At 70.1% G+C, this 17532-nt stretch carries 13 protein-coding genes and 1 pseudogene; 5 read left to right on the forward strand and 9 right to left on the reverse strand.

What is annotated here, in order from left to right:
* From AC08OX_RS05535 to AC08OX_RS05545, 3 genes and pseudogenes are all read left to right on the forward strand, one after another.
* Nucleotides 1-330, forward strand: a pseudogene (locus tag AC08OX_RS05535) (NAD-dependent epimerase/dehydratase family protein); the annotation flags it as partial.
* The gene (locus AC08OX_RS05540; RefSeq protein ID WP_476606820.1) at nucleotides 323-922 is read left to right on the forward strand and encodes a GNAT family N-acetyltransferase; all 600 of its coding nucleotides are present in this window, start codon (nucleotides 323-325) and stop codon (nucleotides 920-922) included. The pseudogene AC08OX_RS05535 and the gene AC08OX_RS05540, both read left to right, overlap by 8 nt.
* A 438-nt stretch (nucleotides 923-1360) precedes the next feature.
* A complete protein-coding gene (locus tag AC08OX_RS05545) occupies nucleotides 1361-2458 on the forward strand; it encodes an SMODS domain-containing nucleotidyltransferase (protein ID WP_476606821.1) in 1098 nt (365 codons plus the stop codon).
* A 15-nt stretch (nucleotides 2459-2473) separates the two neighbouring features.
* Here the strand turns inward: AC08OX_RS05545 and AC08OX_RS05550 are convergent, their stop codons facing one another.
* From AC08OX_RS05550 to AC08OX_RS05585, 8 genes are all read right to left on the reverse strand, one after another.
* Nucleotides 2474-3823 carry a PH domain-containing protein gene (locus AC08OX_RS05550; RefSeq protein ID WP_476606822.1) on the reverse strand — a complete coding sequence of 450 codons (1350 nt, stop codon included), beginning with the start codon at nucleotides 3821-3823 and terminating at the stop codon, nucleotides 2474-2476.
* Nucleotides 3820-4305, reverse strand: a complete 486-nt coding sequence (locus tag AC08OX_RS05555) for a PH domain-containing protein (RefSeq protein WP_476606823.1) — start codon at nucleotides 4303-4305, stop codon at nucleotides 3820-3822. The genes AC08OX_RS05550 and AC08OX_RS05555 overlap by 4 nt, the downstream gene beginning before the upstream one ends.
* A gap of 116 nt (nucleotides 4306-4421) precedes the next feature.
* Nucleotides 4422-7031: an ATP-dependent chaperone ClpB gene (gene clpB / locus AC08OX_RS05560; RefSeq protein WP_476606824.1), complete on the reverse strand. Its 2610-nt coding sequence runs from the start codon at nucleotides 7029-7031 to the stop codon at nucleotides 4422-4424.
* A gap of 135 nt (nucleotides 7032-7166) precedes the next feature.
* Nucleotides 7167-7772: a heat shock protein transcriptional repressor HspR gene (locus AC08OX_RS05565; protein ID WP_476606825.1), complete on the reverse strand. Its 606-nt coding sequence runs from the start codon at nucleotides 7770-7772 to the stop codon at nucleotides 7167-7169.
* Nucleotides 7769-8959, reverse strand: coding sequence for a molecular chaperone DnaJ (dnaJ, locus tag AC08OX_RS05570; protein ID WP_476606826.1), 1191 nt, complete (start codon nucleotides 8957-8959; stop codon nucleotides 7769-7771). Before dnaJ ends, AC08OX_RS05565 begins: the two co-directional genes overlap by 4 nt.
* 102 nt (nucleotides 8960-9061) lie before the next feature.
* On the reverse strand, nucleotides 9062-9877 hold the full coding sequence (gene grpE / locus AC08OX_RS05575) for a nucleotide exchange factor GrpE (RefSeq protein WP_476606827.1): 816 nt from the start codon (nucleotides 9875-9877) through the stop codon (nucleotides 9062-9064).
* Nucleotides 9874-11703 (reverse strand): molecular chaperone DnaK, encoded by a 1830-nt coding sequence (gene dnaK / locus AC08OX_RS05580; RefSeq protein ID WP_476606828.1) that lies wholly within the window; start codon nucleotides 11701-11703, stop codon nucleotides 9874-9876. Before dnaK ends, grpE begins: the two co-directional genes overlap by 4 nt.
* A gap of 318 nt (nucleotides 11704-12021) precedes the next feature.
* The gene (locus tag AC08OX_RS05585) at nucleotides 12022-13233 is read right to left on the reverse strand and encodes a nuclease-related domain-containing protein (protein WP_476606829.1); all 1212 of its coding nucleotides are present in this window, start codon (nucleotides 13231-13233) and stop codon (nucleotides 12022-12024) included.
* A 644-nt stretch (nucleotides 13234-13877) separates the two neighbouring features.
* On the opposite strand from AC08OX_RS05585, the gene AC08OX_RS05590 reads away from it, so the two are divergent.
* Nucleotides 13878-16097 carry a (Fe-S)-binding protein gene (locus AC08OX_RS05590; RefSeq protein ID WP_476606830.1) on the forward strand — a complete coding sequence of 740 codons (2220 nt, stop codon included), beginning with the start codon at nucleotides 13878-13880 and terminating at the stop codon, nucleotides 16095-16097.
* A 79-nt stretch (nucleotides 16098-16176) separates the two neighbouring features.
* Here the strand turns inward: AC08OX_RS05590 and dcd are convergent, their stop codons facing one another.
* Nucleotides 16177-16776 (reverse strand): dCTP deaminase, encoded by a 600-nt coding sequence (dcd, locus tag AC08OX_RS05595; protein ID WP_011438703.1) that lies wholly within the window; start codon nucleotides 16774-16776, stop codon nucleotides 16177-16179.
* Between the two features lie 177 nt (nucleotides 16777-16953).
* On the opposite strand from dcd, the gene AC08OX_RS05600 reads away from it, so the two are divergent.
* Nucleotides 16954-17532, forward strand: a 579-nt coding sequence (locus AC08OX_RS05600) for an HAD family hydrolase (protein WP_476606831.1), incomplete at its 3' end; no start/stop codon positions are given.

Genomic DNA, 17532 nt, shown 5'->3' on the forward strand with positions numbered 1-17532 from the left:
GCCCCGGCGGTCTCGACGACCTCGGTGCGGCCGGCGGGCTCGGCGGCCCCGGCCGTTCCGGTGAACTCGGCGACGTCGCGGCGGGGACCGGGCCTGATCCGCGGTGTCGGTGCCCGTCTGGTGGCCGGAGTCGATCCCCGCACCCGGGTGGACCTCGGTCCGCTCACCGTGCGCGCCCTGACCCGCGACGCGGGCCTCTCCATCGAGAAGATCCGGGCCCGGACGGGATGGTCGCCGGCCGTGCGGCTGCCCGAGGGCATGAACCGCACCGAGTCCTGGCTCCGGGAACGGGGTCTGCTCGGGGTCCGGGAGCCGTCCCGTCGTGGGTGAGGGCCCTACACTCACCACCTCCCGACTACTCGCACTCCCGCTCACCATTTGGAACGCGGGATACGTCGCCGAGGAGCTCGCGCCCTCGCTGGCGTTCACGGTCATCCCCCCGCGATCAGGCACGCGTGGCGCCTCCGGTGACGGATCCGGCCCCTTCGGCGGAATCGTCGGGACCGATCCTGCCGCGGGGGCGCCCGATCCCGACGATCCGGTGGGGGCGCTGCGGCGCGAACTACGCCGTCGGGCGAGCGCCGGCCACATGGTCCTGACCTGGGTGCTGCGTCGCCAGCCGGGTCGCCATCCGGGTCGCCATCCAGGATCGGCGGCGGTGGGCCTGCTCGCGGCGGAGACCCACGGCCGGCGGGTGGTGGTCGGGGTGTCGATTGTGCTCGGCTGCCGGCGCAGCGGCTACGCCACCGAGGCGATCCGCGCGGTCGCGGGATGGTTCGAATACCGCGGCGCTCTGGTGGAGACGCGGATCCGGCGCGGGGACAGCGTGGGGAAGCGTCTCGCGCAGGCGACCTCGTTCGTGCCAACGAGTGTGTTGGTCGCCGATTGGTGGCGGATCTGGCTGCGTCCGCCGCCAAGTTGACCATTGAGGTTTGTCACGCAACGTTATCGGGCGTCGGGCTTCGCCTGGGCCTGACGTCGCGAGCCACCGCCGACCGTTCCGGTACCGTCCGGATTCGGCCATCATCCGGCCCGAACGGGCAAAACCCATGTCCAGCCGCCTTTCGCGGTGTGGTGGAAGGTCATTGTGACGCTACCGTTACCATGCTGTGTTGTCGGCTGGGTGACAGCTCCCGGCTCATTTTTTCGTCGTCACGAGGAGAGTGGTGAACACGCCGCGCAGACAGCCCCCTGTTCAGACTGTGATGCCCTGGGGCACCATGTAAGGCGATGTCGCGACCAATGGCCGACGGGCCGAAGCTGGGCGGGGCGTCCGTGGAGGTCCGTGGGAGGGCCGTCGCGTGCCCGGGGAGGGGAGCCCGAACGGTCCGGCGCCACCTGCGCCTGGGAGGTCAGCACCATGAGTGTGGATACCCCTCGGGGAACACCGGCCGGAGTCCGGCCGAGCGAGGTCACGTACGATCATTTGATCATTCCGCCGGACTGGCGTCGGCCGAAGGAGTCGGCGCCGGGGACGCTCAACGCTCTGTTCCCCTCCGAGGGAGGCCCCCGCGCCGAGCCTGCCGCGGTCGGCTCGACGTCGCCGATCAACCCGACAACGGGTCCGTTGACGGGTCCGTTGACGGGCCCGCTGCTGGTCGGCACCACGGCGCGTGCCTTCGCGAAACTCGACGACCTGATCCGTCTCGGTGCCGAGGACCGTGCCGTCGTCGCGGCTCGCCGCGACGAGGCGGAGCGGGCGCTGCGCGCGATCTTCCCGCCTCGTTGCGCGCTGCCGCTGGTCGGGGTCGCCACGATCGGCTCGGCGGGTCGGGACACCATGATCCGTCCGCTCGACGAGGTGGACATCTTCGCGGTCTTCTCGGCGGCCAACAGCGCCTGGAAGCGTTTCCGCTGGGACTCTCGCGACCTGCTGCTCTGCGTGCGCAACGCCATCGGCGGAGATCGAATCCAGACGATCGGTAGCCGCGGCCAGGCGCTGCGCATCGTCTACGACGCCTCTCCGGACGTCCATCTGGTGCCGGCCTTCGATCATCCGCGTGCCGGATACGTCATACCCGATCGGGTCGGTGGCTGGCTGCCGACCCGGCCGGAGCGGCACACGAGCTGGACGGCGGACCTCGGCCCCCGGGTGATCTCGGCGGTCCGCCTGCTCAAGGCGTGGAACCGGGTGCGCGGCAGCCACCTGCGCTCCTTCTACATCGAGGCGCTCGCCGGGCAGGTCCTCGCCGGTCGCGGGCTCAACACCCGGCAGGGGCTCGCCGAGGTCTTCCGGCACCTGGACGATGTCGGCCTCACCGTGGCCGACCCGGCCGACGTCGGCGGGGACCTGTCGTCGTACCTACGCGCCGAGGACATCGAGGCGTTGGCCGAGAGTGTCCGGCTCGCCCGGATCTACTCGGCGAAGGCGGTGGACGCGGAACAGGCCGGCGATCACGAGGAGGCCGTGAATCTGTGGGGTTCCCTCTTCGGGCCGGAGTTCCCCACGTTCGGCTGAGGGCGGGGGCTTCGTTTACCCGGCGCCCCGGCTCATCCAGCGGTCCGGTACGGCGTGGCGCCGACCGATCCGGGATCGTTCGGCCTGTGCGGCGGCGAGCGAGACCGCCTCGTCGGCGTCGCGCAGGCCGGCGCGCACCGTCACCGGGCCGCCGGTGGTATCGAGGTGCATGTCGGCCAGCCGTAGCAGTCTGGCCAGCGGATTCTGCACGATTCGGATGCTCTGCACCTTACCGTGGGGGATGAGATCGGTGTGCCGCCGGACGATTCCCCGGCGTACGACGAAGACCGTGTCGTCCGCTCCGCAGGACAGCCGCCGCCAGTGGAGCGGGGCGAGCCAGGCGGCCCGGCGTGGCGGCCGGATCATCGCCACCGCCGCGACGTCCACTCCGGGCAGTAGCCGGCCGATCAGGGCCAGCGCATCCGCCCGGCGAGCCACCGGTAGCAGCACGGAGGGCCCGCCGCCGGCCACGTTCATCCGGACCGTCACCCAGCCCGACCAGCGCCACAGCGCCGGTTCGCCGATGCTGATCGCCTGGACCCGTCCCGGCGGGACCGTGGCGTGGGTGCGGTTGAGCAGGCCGCTGTTGATGCGCAGCCCGTCGGGTGACTCGGAGACGGTGTAGGGGTAGCCGGCCGCGAACCGGCGAAACGTCGTGTGCCAGAGGCTGCCGAGCATCGGAACGGCGCCGAGGGCGCCGGTGAGGGTACCGGTCAGCAGGGCGGGCGTGGCGATCGCGGCCGCGCCGAACAACGCCACCCACGGCGCGGGGGACAGCGCGATCGCGGCCACCAACCGCCGTGGTGGCACCTCGGCGAGTGGGCGCTGCGGTGCCTCGCCCACGTCCGGCGTGAGTCCCGCGGCGGTGGCCAGCAGTTCGGCCCGCAGCCGCTGGGCGTGACCCACCGACAGGTACCGCAGGTCGGACCCGGAGTCGGTGTCCAGTTCGGAGCGTTCCCTACCGGCGAGATCGATCCGGAGGATGGCGAGCCCCGTGACCCGGGCGAGAAGTGGCTGAGCGATGTCCACCGACTGTAACCGATCCAGCCGGACATGGCGGGTCCGTCGGACCAAGAGCCCGGTATCGAGCCGAAGATTGTCGCGTTCGACCCGGTAGCGGGTGAATCGCCAGGCGCAGTATCCGTAGGTGCCGGCGGCGGGAATCAGGAAGATCAGGGTGAGACCGATGATGCGGGGCGTGACGTCGTCGGCGAGGTTTCTGCCGACCGTCGCCACGAACGCCGCGACGATTACCCAGCCGCGCAGGAACGGGGTGAGCGGATGCAGCCGGTGAAACCCGTCCTGGCCAGGGCGTGTCGCCCGAGCCGGCGCTTCGCCGGTGGTGGACCCCCGCTCGATCGTCACAGCCCGGCCGACCGGGCTTCACCGCGTTCGGTGAGCGCGTCACGTAGCCGCGCGGCCTCGTCCGGGGCCAAGCCGGGGATGGTGGCATCGCTGTCCGCGGCCGCGGTGTGCAGCTGCACCTTGGCGATGCCGAAGCGGCGCGCCAGTGGTCCGGCGGTGACGTCGACGAGCTGCATCCGGCCATACGGCACCACGATCAGGCGACGCGTCAGCACCCCGCGGCTGATCAGGAGATCGTCCTCCCGCTCGGCATAGCGCCAGGCCTGCCAGCGGAGACCGATCGAGCGCCAGAGCCAGCCCGTCACGAGGATCGGCGCCACCGTGATCAGTATCCAGGGCCAGCCGCCGAACGCCGCCGTTATCAGCAGGGTGAGCGCCACCACCGGGACGGCTCCTATGATCAGGAGCGCCCGTCGAAGCCGCCGTAGGCCCGGTGGCAGGACCCGCCACTGCGCGGGATCCGGCAGAAGAGCGTCGTGCATTCCGCAACGATAAGTCGCACATCCGCTACGTCCGGCCCGAATCGGTCGAGGAACCGGCGGCGTGCCGTCCCCACGATGGTCCTCGTCCGGTCTGCGGCGATTCGCCGGGAGGCCCGTCAGAGGGACTTGACGGTGGCGGCCTTGACCGTCAGACCCGAGCGGTCCGGCGCGGTGTTGACGAGCACCTCGTCGCCGTCCCGGATCTGCCCGCCGAGCAGTTCCTTGGCGAGCTGGTCGCCGATCGCCGTCTGGACCAGACGCCGCAGCGGACGGGCCCCGAACACCGGGTCGTAGCCGACGTCGGAGAGCCATCCCTTGGCGGCGTCGGTGACGTTGAGGGTGATCCTCCGGTCGAGCAGCCGGGCCCGCAGCCGATCGAGCTGGAGATCGACGATGCGGGTCAGCTCGTCCCGGCCCAGCTGGTCGAAGACGAGGACGTCGTCGAGGCGGTTGAGGAACTCCGGCTTGAAGGCGTCGCGCACGGCGACCATCACCGACTCGCGGCGCACCTGCGGGCTGAGCGTGGGGTCCGCGATGAACTGCGACCCGAGGTTCGAGGTCAGGATGAGGATCGTGTTGCGGAAGTCCACCGTGCGGCCCTGGCCGTCGGTGAGCCGCCCGTCGTCGAGAACCTGCAGCAGGACGTCAAAGACGTCCGGATGGGCCTTCTCGACCTCGTCCAACAGGATGACACTGTATGGCCGGCGGCGGATCGCCTCGGTGAGCTGACCGCCGGACTCGAACCCGACGTACCCGGGTGGGGCGCCGATCAGACGGGCCACCGAGTGCTTCTCGGCGTACTCGCTCATGTCGATGCGCACGATCGCCCGCTCGTCGTCGAAGAGGAAATCGGCGAGCGCCTTCGCGAGCTCGGTCTTCCCGACTCCGGTGGGCCCGAGGAAGAGAAAGGAGCCGGTCGGCCGGTCCGGGTCGGCGATCCCGGCCCTGGCCCGGCGGACCGCGTCGGAGACGGCCCGCACCGCGTCGTCCTGGCCGATGACCCGCGCGTGCAGCGCGGACTCCATACGCAGCAGCTTCGCCGTCTCGCCTTCGAGGAGGCGACCGGCCGGGATCCCGGTCCAGGCGGCGACGACCTCGGCGACGTCGTCCGGGCCGACCTCCTCGTTGAGCATCGCCCCACCGGGGGAGTCCGCGCCGGCCAGCGCGTCGGTTGCCGCCGACAGCCGCTTCTCCAACGTCGGGATGGTGCCGTACCGCAGCTCCCCGGCCTTGGCGAGGTCGAGGTCGCGCTCGGCGAGCTCCACGGCGCGCCGCGCATTCTCCAACTCCTCCTTGATCTTCTGAACCTCGGAGATCGAATCCTTCTCCCGGTGCCAGCGGGCCGTCAGGCTCGACAGCTCCTCACGCCGGTCGGCGAGCTCGCGCTGCAGGCGCCCCCGCCGCTCGCGGGAGGCCTCGTCGTTCTCCTTGGACAGCGCCATGTCCTCGATTTCCAGGCGGCGCACGGCGCGTTCGAGTTCGTCGATTGCCACCGGCCGGCTGTCGATCTCCATGCGAAGCCGGGACGCGGCCTCGTCGACCAGGTCGATCGCCTTGTCCGGCAGGAAGCGCGCGGTGACGTAGCGGTCGGACAGGGTGGCCGCGGCGACCAGCGCGGTGTCGGTGATGCGCACGCCGTGGTGCACCTCGTAGCGTTCCTTGAGCCCGCGCAGGATGCCGATGGTGTCCTCGACCGTCGGTTCGCCGACGAGGACCGGCTGGAAGCGACGCTCCAGCGCCGGGTCCTTCTCGATCCGGGTGCGGTACTCCTCCAGGGTGGTGACGCCGATCATGCGCAGCTCGCCGCGGGCGAGCATCGGCTTGAGCATGTTGCCGGCGTCTATCGCTCCTTCCGCCGCACCGGCGCCGACGACGGTGTGCAGCTCGTCGATGAAGGTGATGATCTGACCCTCGGCCTCGCGGATCTCGTTGAGGACGGAGGTCAGCCGCTCCTCGAACTCGCCGCGCAGCTTGGAGCCGGCAACCATCGAACCGAGGTCGAGCGAGACGATGCGCCGGCCGCGCAGCGACTCGGGCACGTCACCCGCGACGACCCGCAGCGCGAGCCCTTCGACGATGGCCGTCTTGCCGACCCCGGGCTCGCCGATGAGGACCGGGTTGTTCTTCGTCCGCCGCGACAGCACCTGGATGACGCGGCGAATCTCGGCGTCGCGGCCGATCACCGGGTCCAGCTTGCCCTGCTGCGCACGCTCGGTGAGGTCGATGGAGTACTTCTCCAACGCGCGGTAGGAGCCCTCCGGGTCCCGGCTGGTCACCCGCCGGGCGCCGCCGCGCACCTTCTCGAAGGCGCCGCGCAGCGCGTCGGGCGTGGCGCCGGCGGAGGTGAGGATCCGCCCGGCCTCGCCCCCCTCCTCGGCGAGCGCCACGACCAGATGCTCGACCGAAGTGTATTCGTCACCCAGCTGACCGGCCTGCCGCTCGGCGTTGTTCAGCACCGCGATGAGCTGGCGGGAAAGCTGCGGCGGGGACACGCTCAGGCCCGTCGCGCGGGGCAGCCGCGTCACCGCGGCCTCGGCTCGGGAGCGCACCGTGTCGACCGAGGTGCCCGCGGACGCCAGCAGCGCCGCGCCGACCCCGTCGGATGCTTCGAGCAGGGCGTTGAGCAGGTGGAGGGGGTCGACAAGGGGTGACCCGTCGGCGGTGGCTCGACTGATCGCTGCGGAGAGTGCCTCCTGCGACCGGGCGGTGAGGCGTTCAGCGTTCATGGCGGATCCCAGATGGTCGGATGGCGTGCACCGTCGCTTTTTCAACGCTCAGCATACCTGAGTCGTTCCCACTCAACCCTGTGGGCGCGCCGCGACAAACCTCCCGCATCCGTTCGCCGGCTCCGCCCCGGCCGGTCAGCGGCGGGGCAGCGGCCGCCAGATCACGAGCGCGCCGCGATCCACCGGGACGAGGTCGCGCCGGTGACTGGCATGCGCCTCGGCCACCGCGCGGTCCGCGTCGGCGCGGGACCGGGCGAGCTCCTCGGTGAGCTGACGCACCTGCGCCTGCAGTGCCATCACCTGGGCGCTCAACCGGAGGATCTGCTTGACCCCCTCCAGGTTGACGCCTTCCTCCTGGGACAGTCGCTGCACCTCGCGCAGCAACGCCACATCCCGGGCGGAGTAACGACGCCCCCGCCCGGCCGTGCGCCCAGGCGTGACCAGCCCGAGCCGGTCGTAGGACCGCAGGGTCTGGGGATGCATCCCGGCGAGCTGCGCGGCGATCGAGATGACGTAGACCGGTGCGTCCTCGTCGTGGGCCGGACCCGGCAGCGGGCCGGCGGGGTAGTAGCCCTCCGGTCGAACCTCGGTGTCCGGTCGAACCTCGGTGGGGGACGTCGCCGGCCCCCGCTGGAGCTGCCGTTCCCCTGTTCGCCCTGCCCCCATTGTTCGCCCTGCTCCCGTCGCTCGCCCGCGCCGGGCGGGCGGCGGGTCGGATGTGCGGTTCGGCCGCCCGGTCATCCGCCTGCCTCCATCCGTTCCATCAACGGCGCCCGTGGGTCCTCGGGATGGGCCTGGGCGAACTCCAGCAACGCCGTACGTGCCCGTGGCGAGAGATCACTCGGCTTCGGTACCGTCACCTCGAGGGTGACGATGAGGTCCCCGTTCCCGCCTCCGGCTGTGGGGACACCCCGCCCGCGGGCCCGCAGGCGTCGACCGCTGGAGGTCCCCGCCGGCACCTTCATCGTGAGCGGAGTACCGTCCAGGGTCGGCACCCGTATCGACGCGCCGAGCGCGGCCTCGGTGATCGTCACGGGGAGAGTAATCGCCAGGTTGTTCCCCTCCCGCTCGAACACCGGATGGCGCAGCACGTGCACCGTCACCTCGAGGTCGCCGGCCGGTCCGCCCCGTTCGCCGGGTATACCACGCCCCCGGACCCGCAGCCGCTGTCCGTCGCTCACCCCGGGTGGGATGCGGATGCGCTGCTCACGCTCACGCCGGCCGGTGCCCCGGCAGTCCGGGCAGGGATGGTCGATCAGGGTGCCCTTGCCCAGGCAGTCGCGGCAGGGCTCGGAGAGCGCGAAGCCACCCTGGGAGCGGGAGACCACACCTAGCCCACGGCAGGTCGGGCAGGTGCGCGGCGTCGTGCCGGGACGCGCCCCGCTGCCGGTACAGGTGGTACAGGTCGCGGCCCCGGGAAGCCGGACCGACGCCTCCAGACCGGTCAGCGACTTCTCGAAGGGGATCGTGACCTCGGCCTCGATGTCGGCACCCCGACGCGGACCGCGTCCGGGTGACGACCGCTGGAACAGGTTGTCGAAGACGCCGCCGAGGCCGCCGTTCGCCCCACCGAGAAGGTCGTCGAGGTTGAGGTTCGGCCCGCTGCCGTAGCCCGTGCCGGGCGCGCCGAACCCGCCGTAACCCCCGGCTCGGCCAGGCCCGCCGAAGCCGCCGCCGGGACGACCGCCGGCCGCGAACAGCGCGCGGGCCTCGTCGTACTCCCGTCGACGGCTCTCGTCCGAGAGAACGTCGTAGGCCTCGGAGACCTCCTTGAAGCGCGCCTCGGCCTTGGCGTCCCCCGGGTTCTTGTCGGGGTGCAGCTCACGGGCCAGCCCGCGGTACGCCTTCTTGATGTCGGTCGCCGAGGCGTCCTTTGGAACGCCGAGAGCGGCGTAATAGTCCTTCTCGACCATGTCGCGAACACTCACGGCGCCCCTCCTTCCCTCATGATGTCGTCCGCGCGAGGCGGTGGCCCGCCGGGTCCGTCAGACCCCGGCTCGCGGACGGCCGGACGGACCTGGCTCCCCTTTTCAGCCGGCGCTGACAGTGGGCCCGCCGTTGTCCGGGCCGGGCACACTGCCCGTGTCATCGGGGACCGATGTCGGCCGATCCGGCGGTCCGCCTGCCTGGCCCGGGCCGCTCCCCGGCACCTCGCCGGGCCCGGCGACGCCCTCCGCCCCGACCGGCTGATCGACGATCTCGTCCACCTCGCCCGACGGTTCCGCGACCGACACCTGCGCGGGCCGCAACACCTTGCCCGCGTGCAGGTAACCCGCCCGGAAGACGTCCACGCAGGTCGGCCCGCTCACGTCCGACCGGTAGGCGTGCATCAGGGCCTCGTGGACCGACGGGTCGAACTCGTCGCCCTTCGCCCCGTAGCGCTCCAGCCCGGTCGCCTCCAGGGCCGCCTCCAGGGCCTCCGCGATCGCCTTGAACGGGCCTTCCAGATCGCCGTGGTCACGAGCCCGGCCGATGTCGTCGAGGGTCGACAGCAGACTCGCCAGCAGCTTCGCCGTCGCCTGCTCGCCGATCTGCTGACGGTCTCGCTCGACCCGCCGACGGTAGTTGTCGAACTCGGCCTTCAGGCGCTGCAGGTCCGCGGTCCGCTCGGTGACCTGCTGGCGCAGCGACGCCACGAGCTCACCGTCACCCTCACCCACCGGGACTCCGGCGGGTGGAACCTCCGTGGCCGTCGGGCCGGGAGGCGCGGCCGCCTCCGGCCGGACCTCGCCGCTCTCCGGATCGATCCGGCGCCGGTCCCGCACCACCACCGGGGGCTCTTCGGCCTCGTCCCGGCCGTCGGGCCGAGACGAACCCCACCAGTCCGCGGCCTGGCCTGAGGTCACTTCTTGTCCTCCTCATCCACGATCTCCGCGTCGACCACGTCATCGTCGGCTGCTCCGGCGCCGCCAGAGGCACCCGCGCCCTCCTGGGCGGCCTGCGCGTACATGGCCTGGCCCATCGCCTGGCTCGCCGCGGCCAGCGCGTCGGCCGCCTCGCGGATCGCCGCCGTGTCGGTGCCGGCGACGGCGCCCCGCAGCGTGCCGAGCTTCTCCTTCACGTCGCTCTTCACCGCGGCGTCGATCTTTTCGCCGTTCTCGGCGAGGAACCGCTCGGTCGAGTAGACGAGCGTCTCGGCCTTGTTGCGGGTCTCGGCCTCCTCCCGGCGCCTGCGGTCCTCCTCGGCGTACTGCTCGGCGTCGCGGACCATGCGGTCGATGTCGTCCTTCGGCAGCGCCGAGCCGCCGGTGATGGTCATCGACTGCTCCTTGCCGGTGCCCAGGTCCTTCGCGGACACGTGCACGATGCCGTTCGCATCGATGTCGAAGGTGACCTCGATCTGGGGCATACCCCGCGGGGCGGGCGGCAGGCCGGTCAGCTCGAACATGCCGAGCTTCTTGTTGTAGGCGGCCATCTCGCGCTCGCCCTGGAAGACCTGGATCTGCACGGAGGGCTGGCTGTCCTCGGCGGTGGTGAAGATCTCCGAGCGCTTGGTGGGGATCGTGGTGTTGCGCTCGATGAGCTTGGTCATGATCCCCCCCTTCGTCTCGATGCCGAGTGAGAGCGGGGTGACGTCGAGGAGCAGGACGTCCTTGACTTCGCCCTTGAGCACGCCGGCCTGCAGCGAGGCGCCGACGGCGACGACCTCGTCCGGGTTGACGCCCTTGTTCGGTTCCTTGCCCCCGGTCAGCTCGCGGACCAGCTCGACGACGGCGGGCATCCGGGTGGAACCACCGACGAGGACGACGTGGTCAATGTCGCTGACCTTGATCCCCGCGTCCTTCACCGCCTGCTGGAAGGGGTGCCTGCAGCGGTCGATGAGGTCGGAGGTCATCCGCTGGAACTCGGCGCGCGACAGCGAGACGTCGAGGTGCAGGGGACCCTCGGCCGACGCGGTGATGTAGGGCAGGTTGATCGCGGTCTGGGTGGACTGCGAAAGCTCGATCTTCGCCTTCTCGGCGGCCTCCCGCAGCCGCTGCAGGGCCATCTTGTCCTTGCCGAGGTCGACCCCGTGCTGGCCGTTGAAGGTCTTGATCAGGTGGTCGGTGATGCGCTGATCCCAGTCGTCACCACCGAGGTGGGTGTCACCGGAGGTGGACTTCACCTCGACGACACCGTCGCCGATCTCCAGCAGGGAGACGTCGAAGGTGCCGCCACCGAGGTCGAAGACCAGGATGGTCTGCTCCTTCTCGCCCTTGTCCAACCCGTAGGCGAGGGCCGCAGCGGTCGGCTCGTTGACAATCCGCAGGACGTTGAGCCCGGCGATCGTGCCCGCCTCGGTGGTGGCCTGACGCTGGGCGTCGTCGAAGTACGCCGGGACGGTGATGACCGCGTCCGTAACCGTCTCACCGAGGTAGGACTCGGCGTCCCGCTTCAGCTTCTGCAGGATGAACGCGCTGATCTCCTGGGGCGTGAGATCCTTCGCGTCGACCTTCATCTTCCAGTCGGTGCCCATGTGGCGTTTGACCGACCGGATGGTGCGCTCGACGTTCGTCACCGCCTGACGCTTGGCGACCTCGCCGACCAGGACCTCGCCGTTCTTCGCGAAAGCCACGACCGACGGGGTCGTCCGGGAGCCCTCGGCGTTGGCGATCACCGTGGGTTCGCCGCCCTCGAGCACGCTCACGACGGAGTTCGTAGTGCCGAGGTCGATACCGACCGCTCGTGCCATGTCTGTGTGCCTTTCGATCATGTCGGTGGCGCCGATCAGACGGGCGCACCGACCTCGTGGGGATGGAACCTGTCGGTGAACCGAGGCTTGAGGATCACTCCGGGAAGTCTCGGTTCCGCCAACGTTAAGCCAGGTCGGTGTATTGAGTCGCTCTGACTCATGATGACGGCTCCCATCATAACCCGACAGAAGTGAGCCTGGCACGCTCAACTTTATGTACGGCCGGGAAATTCCCGCCAGCGTCGCCGGGCGGGACCGGAAGGGGAGCCTGCGGGAGGAGCCGGCAGGGCGTGGAATGGGAGGTGGAACGGGAGAGCGTCAGCTTCCGGCGGGTGGCTGCGGGGCCGAGCCACCCGCGGCACCGTCGCCGGGGGCCTGGCCGGCGTCGGGGTCCGTCGTCTCCCGGGGCGGTCGGACGGCGGCCAGGATGCGCCCGCGGCGGGCCCCCGGGCGCGGCCGTCCGCCCGCGCGTGATCCGAGCCGGGGAACCGGCCCCATGCCGGCAGCCGACGGACCGTCCGGCTCGCCGCTCGTGGCCTCGCCGGCGCCCGCTCGGCCGGGAACCGCGAGTGGCATTCCGGTCCGGTTGATGAGGTCGGCCTGCCGGCCCAGGTCGGACTCGATCTGGGCGAGCCGGTCGAGCATCTCGGAAGCGTCCCCGTCGCGCTCACGGATCGTGCGCAGCGCATCCATCAGGGTCAGCCACTGGTCCCGACCGACGGTGATCTGTTCGGCGAGGCGGTTGGCCGAGTAGGCCGGAAACAGCCGCTCCGTGGCGGCGACGATCTGCTGGACCTCACCGGGGTTGAGCCGGCCGGGCCTGCGCCGGATGTAGTTGACGACGTCCTTGATGCTGATGATCGTCACTCCGTCGAGGGCGCCGTCGCTCCACAGGACGTTGGCCTCGACCATCACCAGGATCGGACTTATCGGGATCTTAAGCATCGGCAGCGCCGCGCGGATCTGGTTGCGGACCTCGTCACCCAACCAGGCGGTGCGGTCGATCGGGGGTTTGAGTGACTCTCCGTCACAGGTCGCCCCACCCTTCTTGTACCGCACGGTGCCCTTGTTGTTGTCGCTGCTGAGCACCATCACCCCGCCGGGCCCGACCAGGAGGTGACCGATGGTCGCCTCGGAGTAAGGGACGGCCCGGTCGTGCAGGATGACGTACCCTTGGCGGCGCAGCCGGGCGATGGCGCGCGCGGTCCTGCGCTCTGCCTCGGCCCCCTCGCGCAGCGACTCGACGTCGGGGGCGGTCCCGAACGAGGCGATCACGATCCCGGCCGGCCAGGCGATGAAGACCAGCAGGAACACGACGACCGCGACCGTGGGCAGCCCCAGGCCGAAGCCGATGACGAGGGCGAGGGCGAGTCCTACCAGGGCCGAGCGCACCGCGGTGCGGGGTACCTCACGGCTCAGCTTGTCCCGCCGCACGAGTGCCTGGTTTTCCCTGGCCCGGAGGTACTCCGTCTGCAGGGAGTGTCCAGGGCGGCCGACTCGGGTCATCGTCGGCCGGGTGATCGTCGCCATCGTGCCCACCATGTTCGCAGGGTCGTCGTTCGCGGAGTTGTCGTTCGCGGGTCGTCAACGTCGGTAGGGCCCGTCCGCCGGAGCACGCCGGGCGTCGTCGCGGCAGCGCTGGCACCGGGCCCAGGCACAACGTGAAGGTGGCGAGCACCGCGGGACACACGATCGCCCGGTCACCGTGGGCGAAGGCTGTCCTTATGGTGCGTCGAAGCACCTGCCGGCACAAGGGTTGACCTCGTCGGCCCGGAAGGCTCCCGGCGGGGGAGCGACGTTCCGGGATGGCGGGATCCGGGGCGCCGTGGTAGTCGTGACGGTGCAAGGCGTTGCGTGTCGGTTGGGCGTCTGCCGCTGAACGTAGCAGTCCCGTGCACCTCGCGCGGACGATCGGGCCTTCGGACCCCCTATATCGGGCCGCTCGGACCACGTCGTGGCAGGGTCGACGGTGAGCGGGTTCGCTGTCGGCCTCATAGTGCCCCTACGTCCGGGGTGGGGACCCAGACAGACGGGTTGGCCGGGAGGTTGGGACCGGACCCGCCCATACGGTGGCGCGGGCCACTTGTCCGGGTGGCGTGAGCCACTCGTCCCATACGTTGCTGGTCGGTACGAGCAGGCTCGCCCGCGATAGTGGGTGCCAGATGGAGGATGCTGTGAGAATTGCGATCGGTGGAGCGATCACGCTGATTGCTCTCGCGGTTGCCGGGCGTCGGGTTTTCTGGCTGTTCCGGCTGATCGGGTCCGGCCAGCCGGCCGAGGGCCGGCTCGACGACCTGCCGACCCGCGTCTGGACGGAGATCAGCGAGGTCGGGGGGCAGCGCAAGCTGCTGAAGTGGTCGGTGCCCGGGGCGGCCCACTTCTTCACCTTCTGGGGCTTCACGATCCTGCTGCTGACCGTCATCGAGGCCTACGGCGGCCTGTTCGACGACGACTTCCACATCCCGGGATTCGGGCACTGGGCGGCCATCGGCTTCCTCGAGGACTTCTTCGCCGTGGCGGTCCTCGCCGGCCTGGTCGCCTTCACGATCATCCGGTTGAAGAACGCCCCGGCGCGGCTGGAGCGCAAGTCGCGATTCTACGGCTCGCACACCGGGCCGGCCTGGGTCATCCTCGGCCTGATCACCGCCGTTATCGTGACGCTGCTGCTCTACCGTGGTGCCCAGTACAACACCGGCAACCTCCCGCAGGGCCAGACGAAGTGGGCCTTCGCGTCCTACGCTGTGAGCCGCATCTTCTCCGGTCTCTCCCACGATGTGAACGAGGGCATCGAGACGGCCTTCCTGCTGCTCAATATCGCGGTGATCATGGGCTTCTCGGTGCTGGTGGTCTACTCGAAGCACCTGCACATCGGCCTGGCCCCGATCAACGTCGTGCTCAAGCGCCAGCCGGTGGCCCTCGGCCCGCTGGCCACCACCCCCGACATCGAGAAGCTGATGGAGGAGGACGAGCCGGTCGTCGGCGTCGGCAAGGTCGAGGACTTCTCCTGGAAGGCCATGCTCGACTTCGCCACCTGCACCGAGTGCGGGCGGTGCCAGAGCCAGTGCCCGGCGTGGAACACGGGCAAGCCGCTGTCGCCGAAGTTGTTGATCATGGATCTGCGTGACCACCTCTTCGCCAAGGCGCCCTACCTGCTGTCCACCGAAGGCGCGGCGGAGGGTGAGGAGGCGCCGAAGGCGGTCACCGGGATCGCCGAGGACGCCTCCGACTCCCACACCGTGCACCACGTGCCCGAGTCCGGCTTCGGCCGGGTGCCGCAGCCCGGTCAGCCGCAGGTCGACCGGCCGCTGGTCGGCACCGAGGAGGAGGGCGGGGTCATCGATCCCGACGTCCTGTGGTCGTGCACCAACTGCGGCGCGTGCGTCGAACAGTGTCCGGTGGACATCGAGCATGTCGACCACATCGTCGACATGCGTCGCTACCAGGTGATGATCGAGTCGGCGTTCCCGTCCGAGGCCGGCGTCATGCTGCGCAACCTTGAGAACAACGGCAACCCGTGGGGCGTCTCGCCGCGGACCCGCACCGAGTGGACCGAGGGCCTGCCCTTCGAGGTGCGTGTCCTCGGCGACGGTGAGCAGATCCCCGACGACGTCGAGTACCTGTACTGGGTCGGCTGCGCCGGGGCGATCGAGGACCGCGCCAAAAAGGTCGCGCGGGCCTTCGCGGAGCTCCTGCACACTGCCGGGGTCGAGTTCGCGATCCTCGGTACGAACGAGTCCTGCACCGGGGACCCGGCGCGCCGGCTCGGCAACGAGTACCTGTACCAGGAGATGGCCAAGGCGAACATCGAGCTGCTGAACGCCACGGGCGTCAAGAAGATCGTTGCCACCTGCCCGCACTGCTTCAACAGCCTCGCCCGGGAATACTCGGCCCTCGGCGGTCAGTACGAGGTCGTCCACCACACCCAGCTGCTCGGCAAACTGGTCGGGGAGCGCAAGCTGGTGCCGGTGACCCGGGTGGAGTCGTCGGTCACCTACCACGACCCCTGCTTCCTCGGGCGGCACAACAAGGTCTACACCCCGCCGCGGGAGATCCTGGCGGCGATTCCGGGCATCCGGGGCCAGGAGATGCACCGCTGCAAGGACCGTGGCTTCTGCTGCGGTGCCGGCGGCGCGCGGATGTGGATGGAGGAGAAGATCGGTAAGCGGGTCAATGTGGACCGGACGGAGGAGGCCCTCGGCCTCGACCCGGACGTCGTGTCCACCGCCTGCCCGTTCTGCATCGTGATGCTCACCGATGCCGTCACCGAGAAGAAGCTGAGCGGCGAGGCGAAGGACGGTGTCGAGGTACTCGACGTCTCCCAGCTCCTGGCCCGTTCGCTGGCGCCGTCGGCGCCAGCGGCTCCGACCGAGGAGTCCGCCGAGCCTGTCGGCTAAATTGCGCTCTTGCCTTTCCAGAGGGATAAATCGGACATAAAATCTTCTGGAAAGGCAAGGAAGCTGAAAGACAAGGAAGTCAGCCTGGGGGGATCTCCCCGTTCGGGACCGGTGCGCGGGTGAAGTCTCGGTAGGCCCTCGACGGGGTCGGGCCGCGCTGACCCTGGTAGCGCGAACCGTAGATGGTCGAGCCGTACGAGTGCTCGGCCGGCGAGGACAGCCGGAACAGGCAGAGCTGGCCGATCTTCATGCCGGGCCAGAGTTTGATCGGCAGCGTCGCCACGTTCGACAGTTCCAGCGTGACGTGCCCGGAGAAGCCGGGGTCGATGAAGCCCGCCGTCGAGTGCGTGAGCAGCCCGAGCCGGCCGAGACTCGACTTCCCTTCCAGCCGGCCGGCGAGATCGTCGGGCAGGGTGACGATCTCCAGCGTCGAGCCGAGGACGAACTCGCCCGGATGCAGGACGAACGGCTCGTCGCCCTCCGGGGCGATGAGCTCGGTGAGATCCTCCTGCTCAAGAGAGGGATCAATGTGGCTGTACCGGTGGTTGGCGAAGACCCGGAACCAGCGGTCCAGCCGTAGATCGATGCTGGACGGCTGGATGAGGCCAGGGTCGTGGGGGTCGAGACGGATCCGGCCCGTGGCGATCTCGGTCCGGATGTCCCGGTCGGACAACAGCACGTCCCGGACGTTAGAGCATGAGCGGTCGATCTTCACCGTCCACCCGGAGGAGGATGGGGCCGCGTGGAAGAGTGAGACGGAGCGTGACCCGGGTAGGAGGCACGTGGCCGGTCGATGAATACCCGGTCGGACGGGTGCCCCCGGGGAAGGCTGGGGCGGAAGGGACAGGCGGGACGGATGCTCGGGCTACCCGATCACATCGAGGCATGTCTGTTCGACCTGGATGGCGTGCTGACGAACACCGCGACGATCCACGCGGCCGCGTGGAAAGAGATGTTCGACGATTTCCTGGAGAACTGGGCCAAGCGGTCGGGAGAGCCGTTCGTCCCCTTCGACCTCGAGCATGACTATGCCGAGTACGTTGACGGCCGGCCCAGGACCGACGGTGTGCGAGCCTTTCTCGACGCCCGTCACATCAGGCTTCCCGACGGAACACCGGACGACCCGCCGTCCGCGCTCACCGTGCATGGGCTGTCCAACCGGAAGAACTTCCTCCTGCTGGAACGGATTCGGAGGGACAGCGTGGACATCTATCCCGGCTCGGTGACGTATCTGCGGGAACTGGCCACGCGGGGGATCCCCCGCGTGGTCGTTTCCTCCAGCGCCAACTGCGCCGAGGTGTTGAAGGCGACTGGGCTTGACGCCCTCGTTGACGGAGCGGTGGACGGCCTCGTCGCCGCCCGTGACCACCTCGCCGGAAAGCCCGCGCCCGACACCTTCCTCGCCGGCGCCCGGCTGCTCGGGGTGCCGCCGCGG

It is taken from the genome of Frankia sp. CoBUL1, from assembly GCF_978021245.1.

Excerpts from the sequence above, each read along its gene's own strand:
- AC08OX_RS05545 (WP_476606821.1), top strand. The coding sequence starts at position 1,361 with ATGAGTGTGGATACCCCTCGGGGAACACCGGCCGGAGTCCGGCCGAGC.
- AC08OX_RS05555 (WP_476606823.1), bottom strand. The coding sequence starts at position 4,305 with ATGCACGACGCTCTTCTGCCGGATCCCGCGCAGTGGCGGGTCCTGCCA.
- clpB (WP_476606824.1), bottom strand. The coding sequence starts at position 7,031 with ATGAACGCTGAACGCCTCACCGCCCGGTCGCAGGAGGCACTCTCCGCA.
- AC08OX_RS05565 (WP_476606825.1), bottom strand. The coding sequence starts at position 7,772 with ATGACCGGGCGGCCGAACCGCACATCCGACCCGCCGCCCGCCCGGCGC.
- dnaK (WP_476606828.1), bottom strand. The coding sequence starts at position 11,703 with ATGGCACGAGCGGTCGGTATCGACCTCGGCACTACGAACTCCGTCGTG.
- AC08OX_RS05585 (WP_476606829.1), bottom strand. The coding sequence starts at position 13,233 with ATGGCGACGATCACCCGGCCGACGATGACCCGAGTCGGCCGCCCTGGA.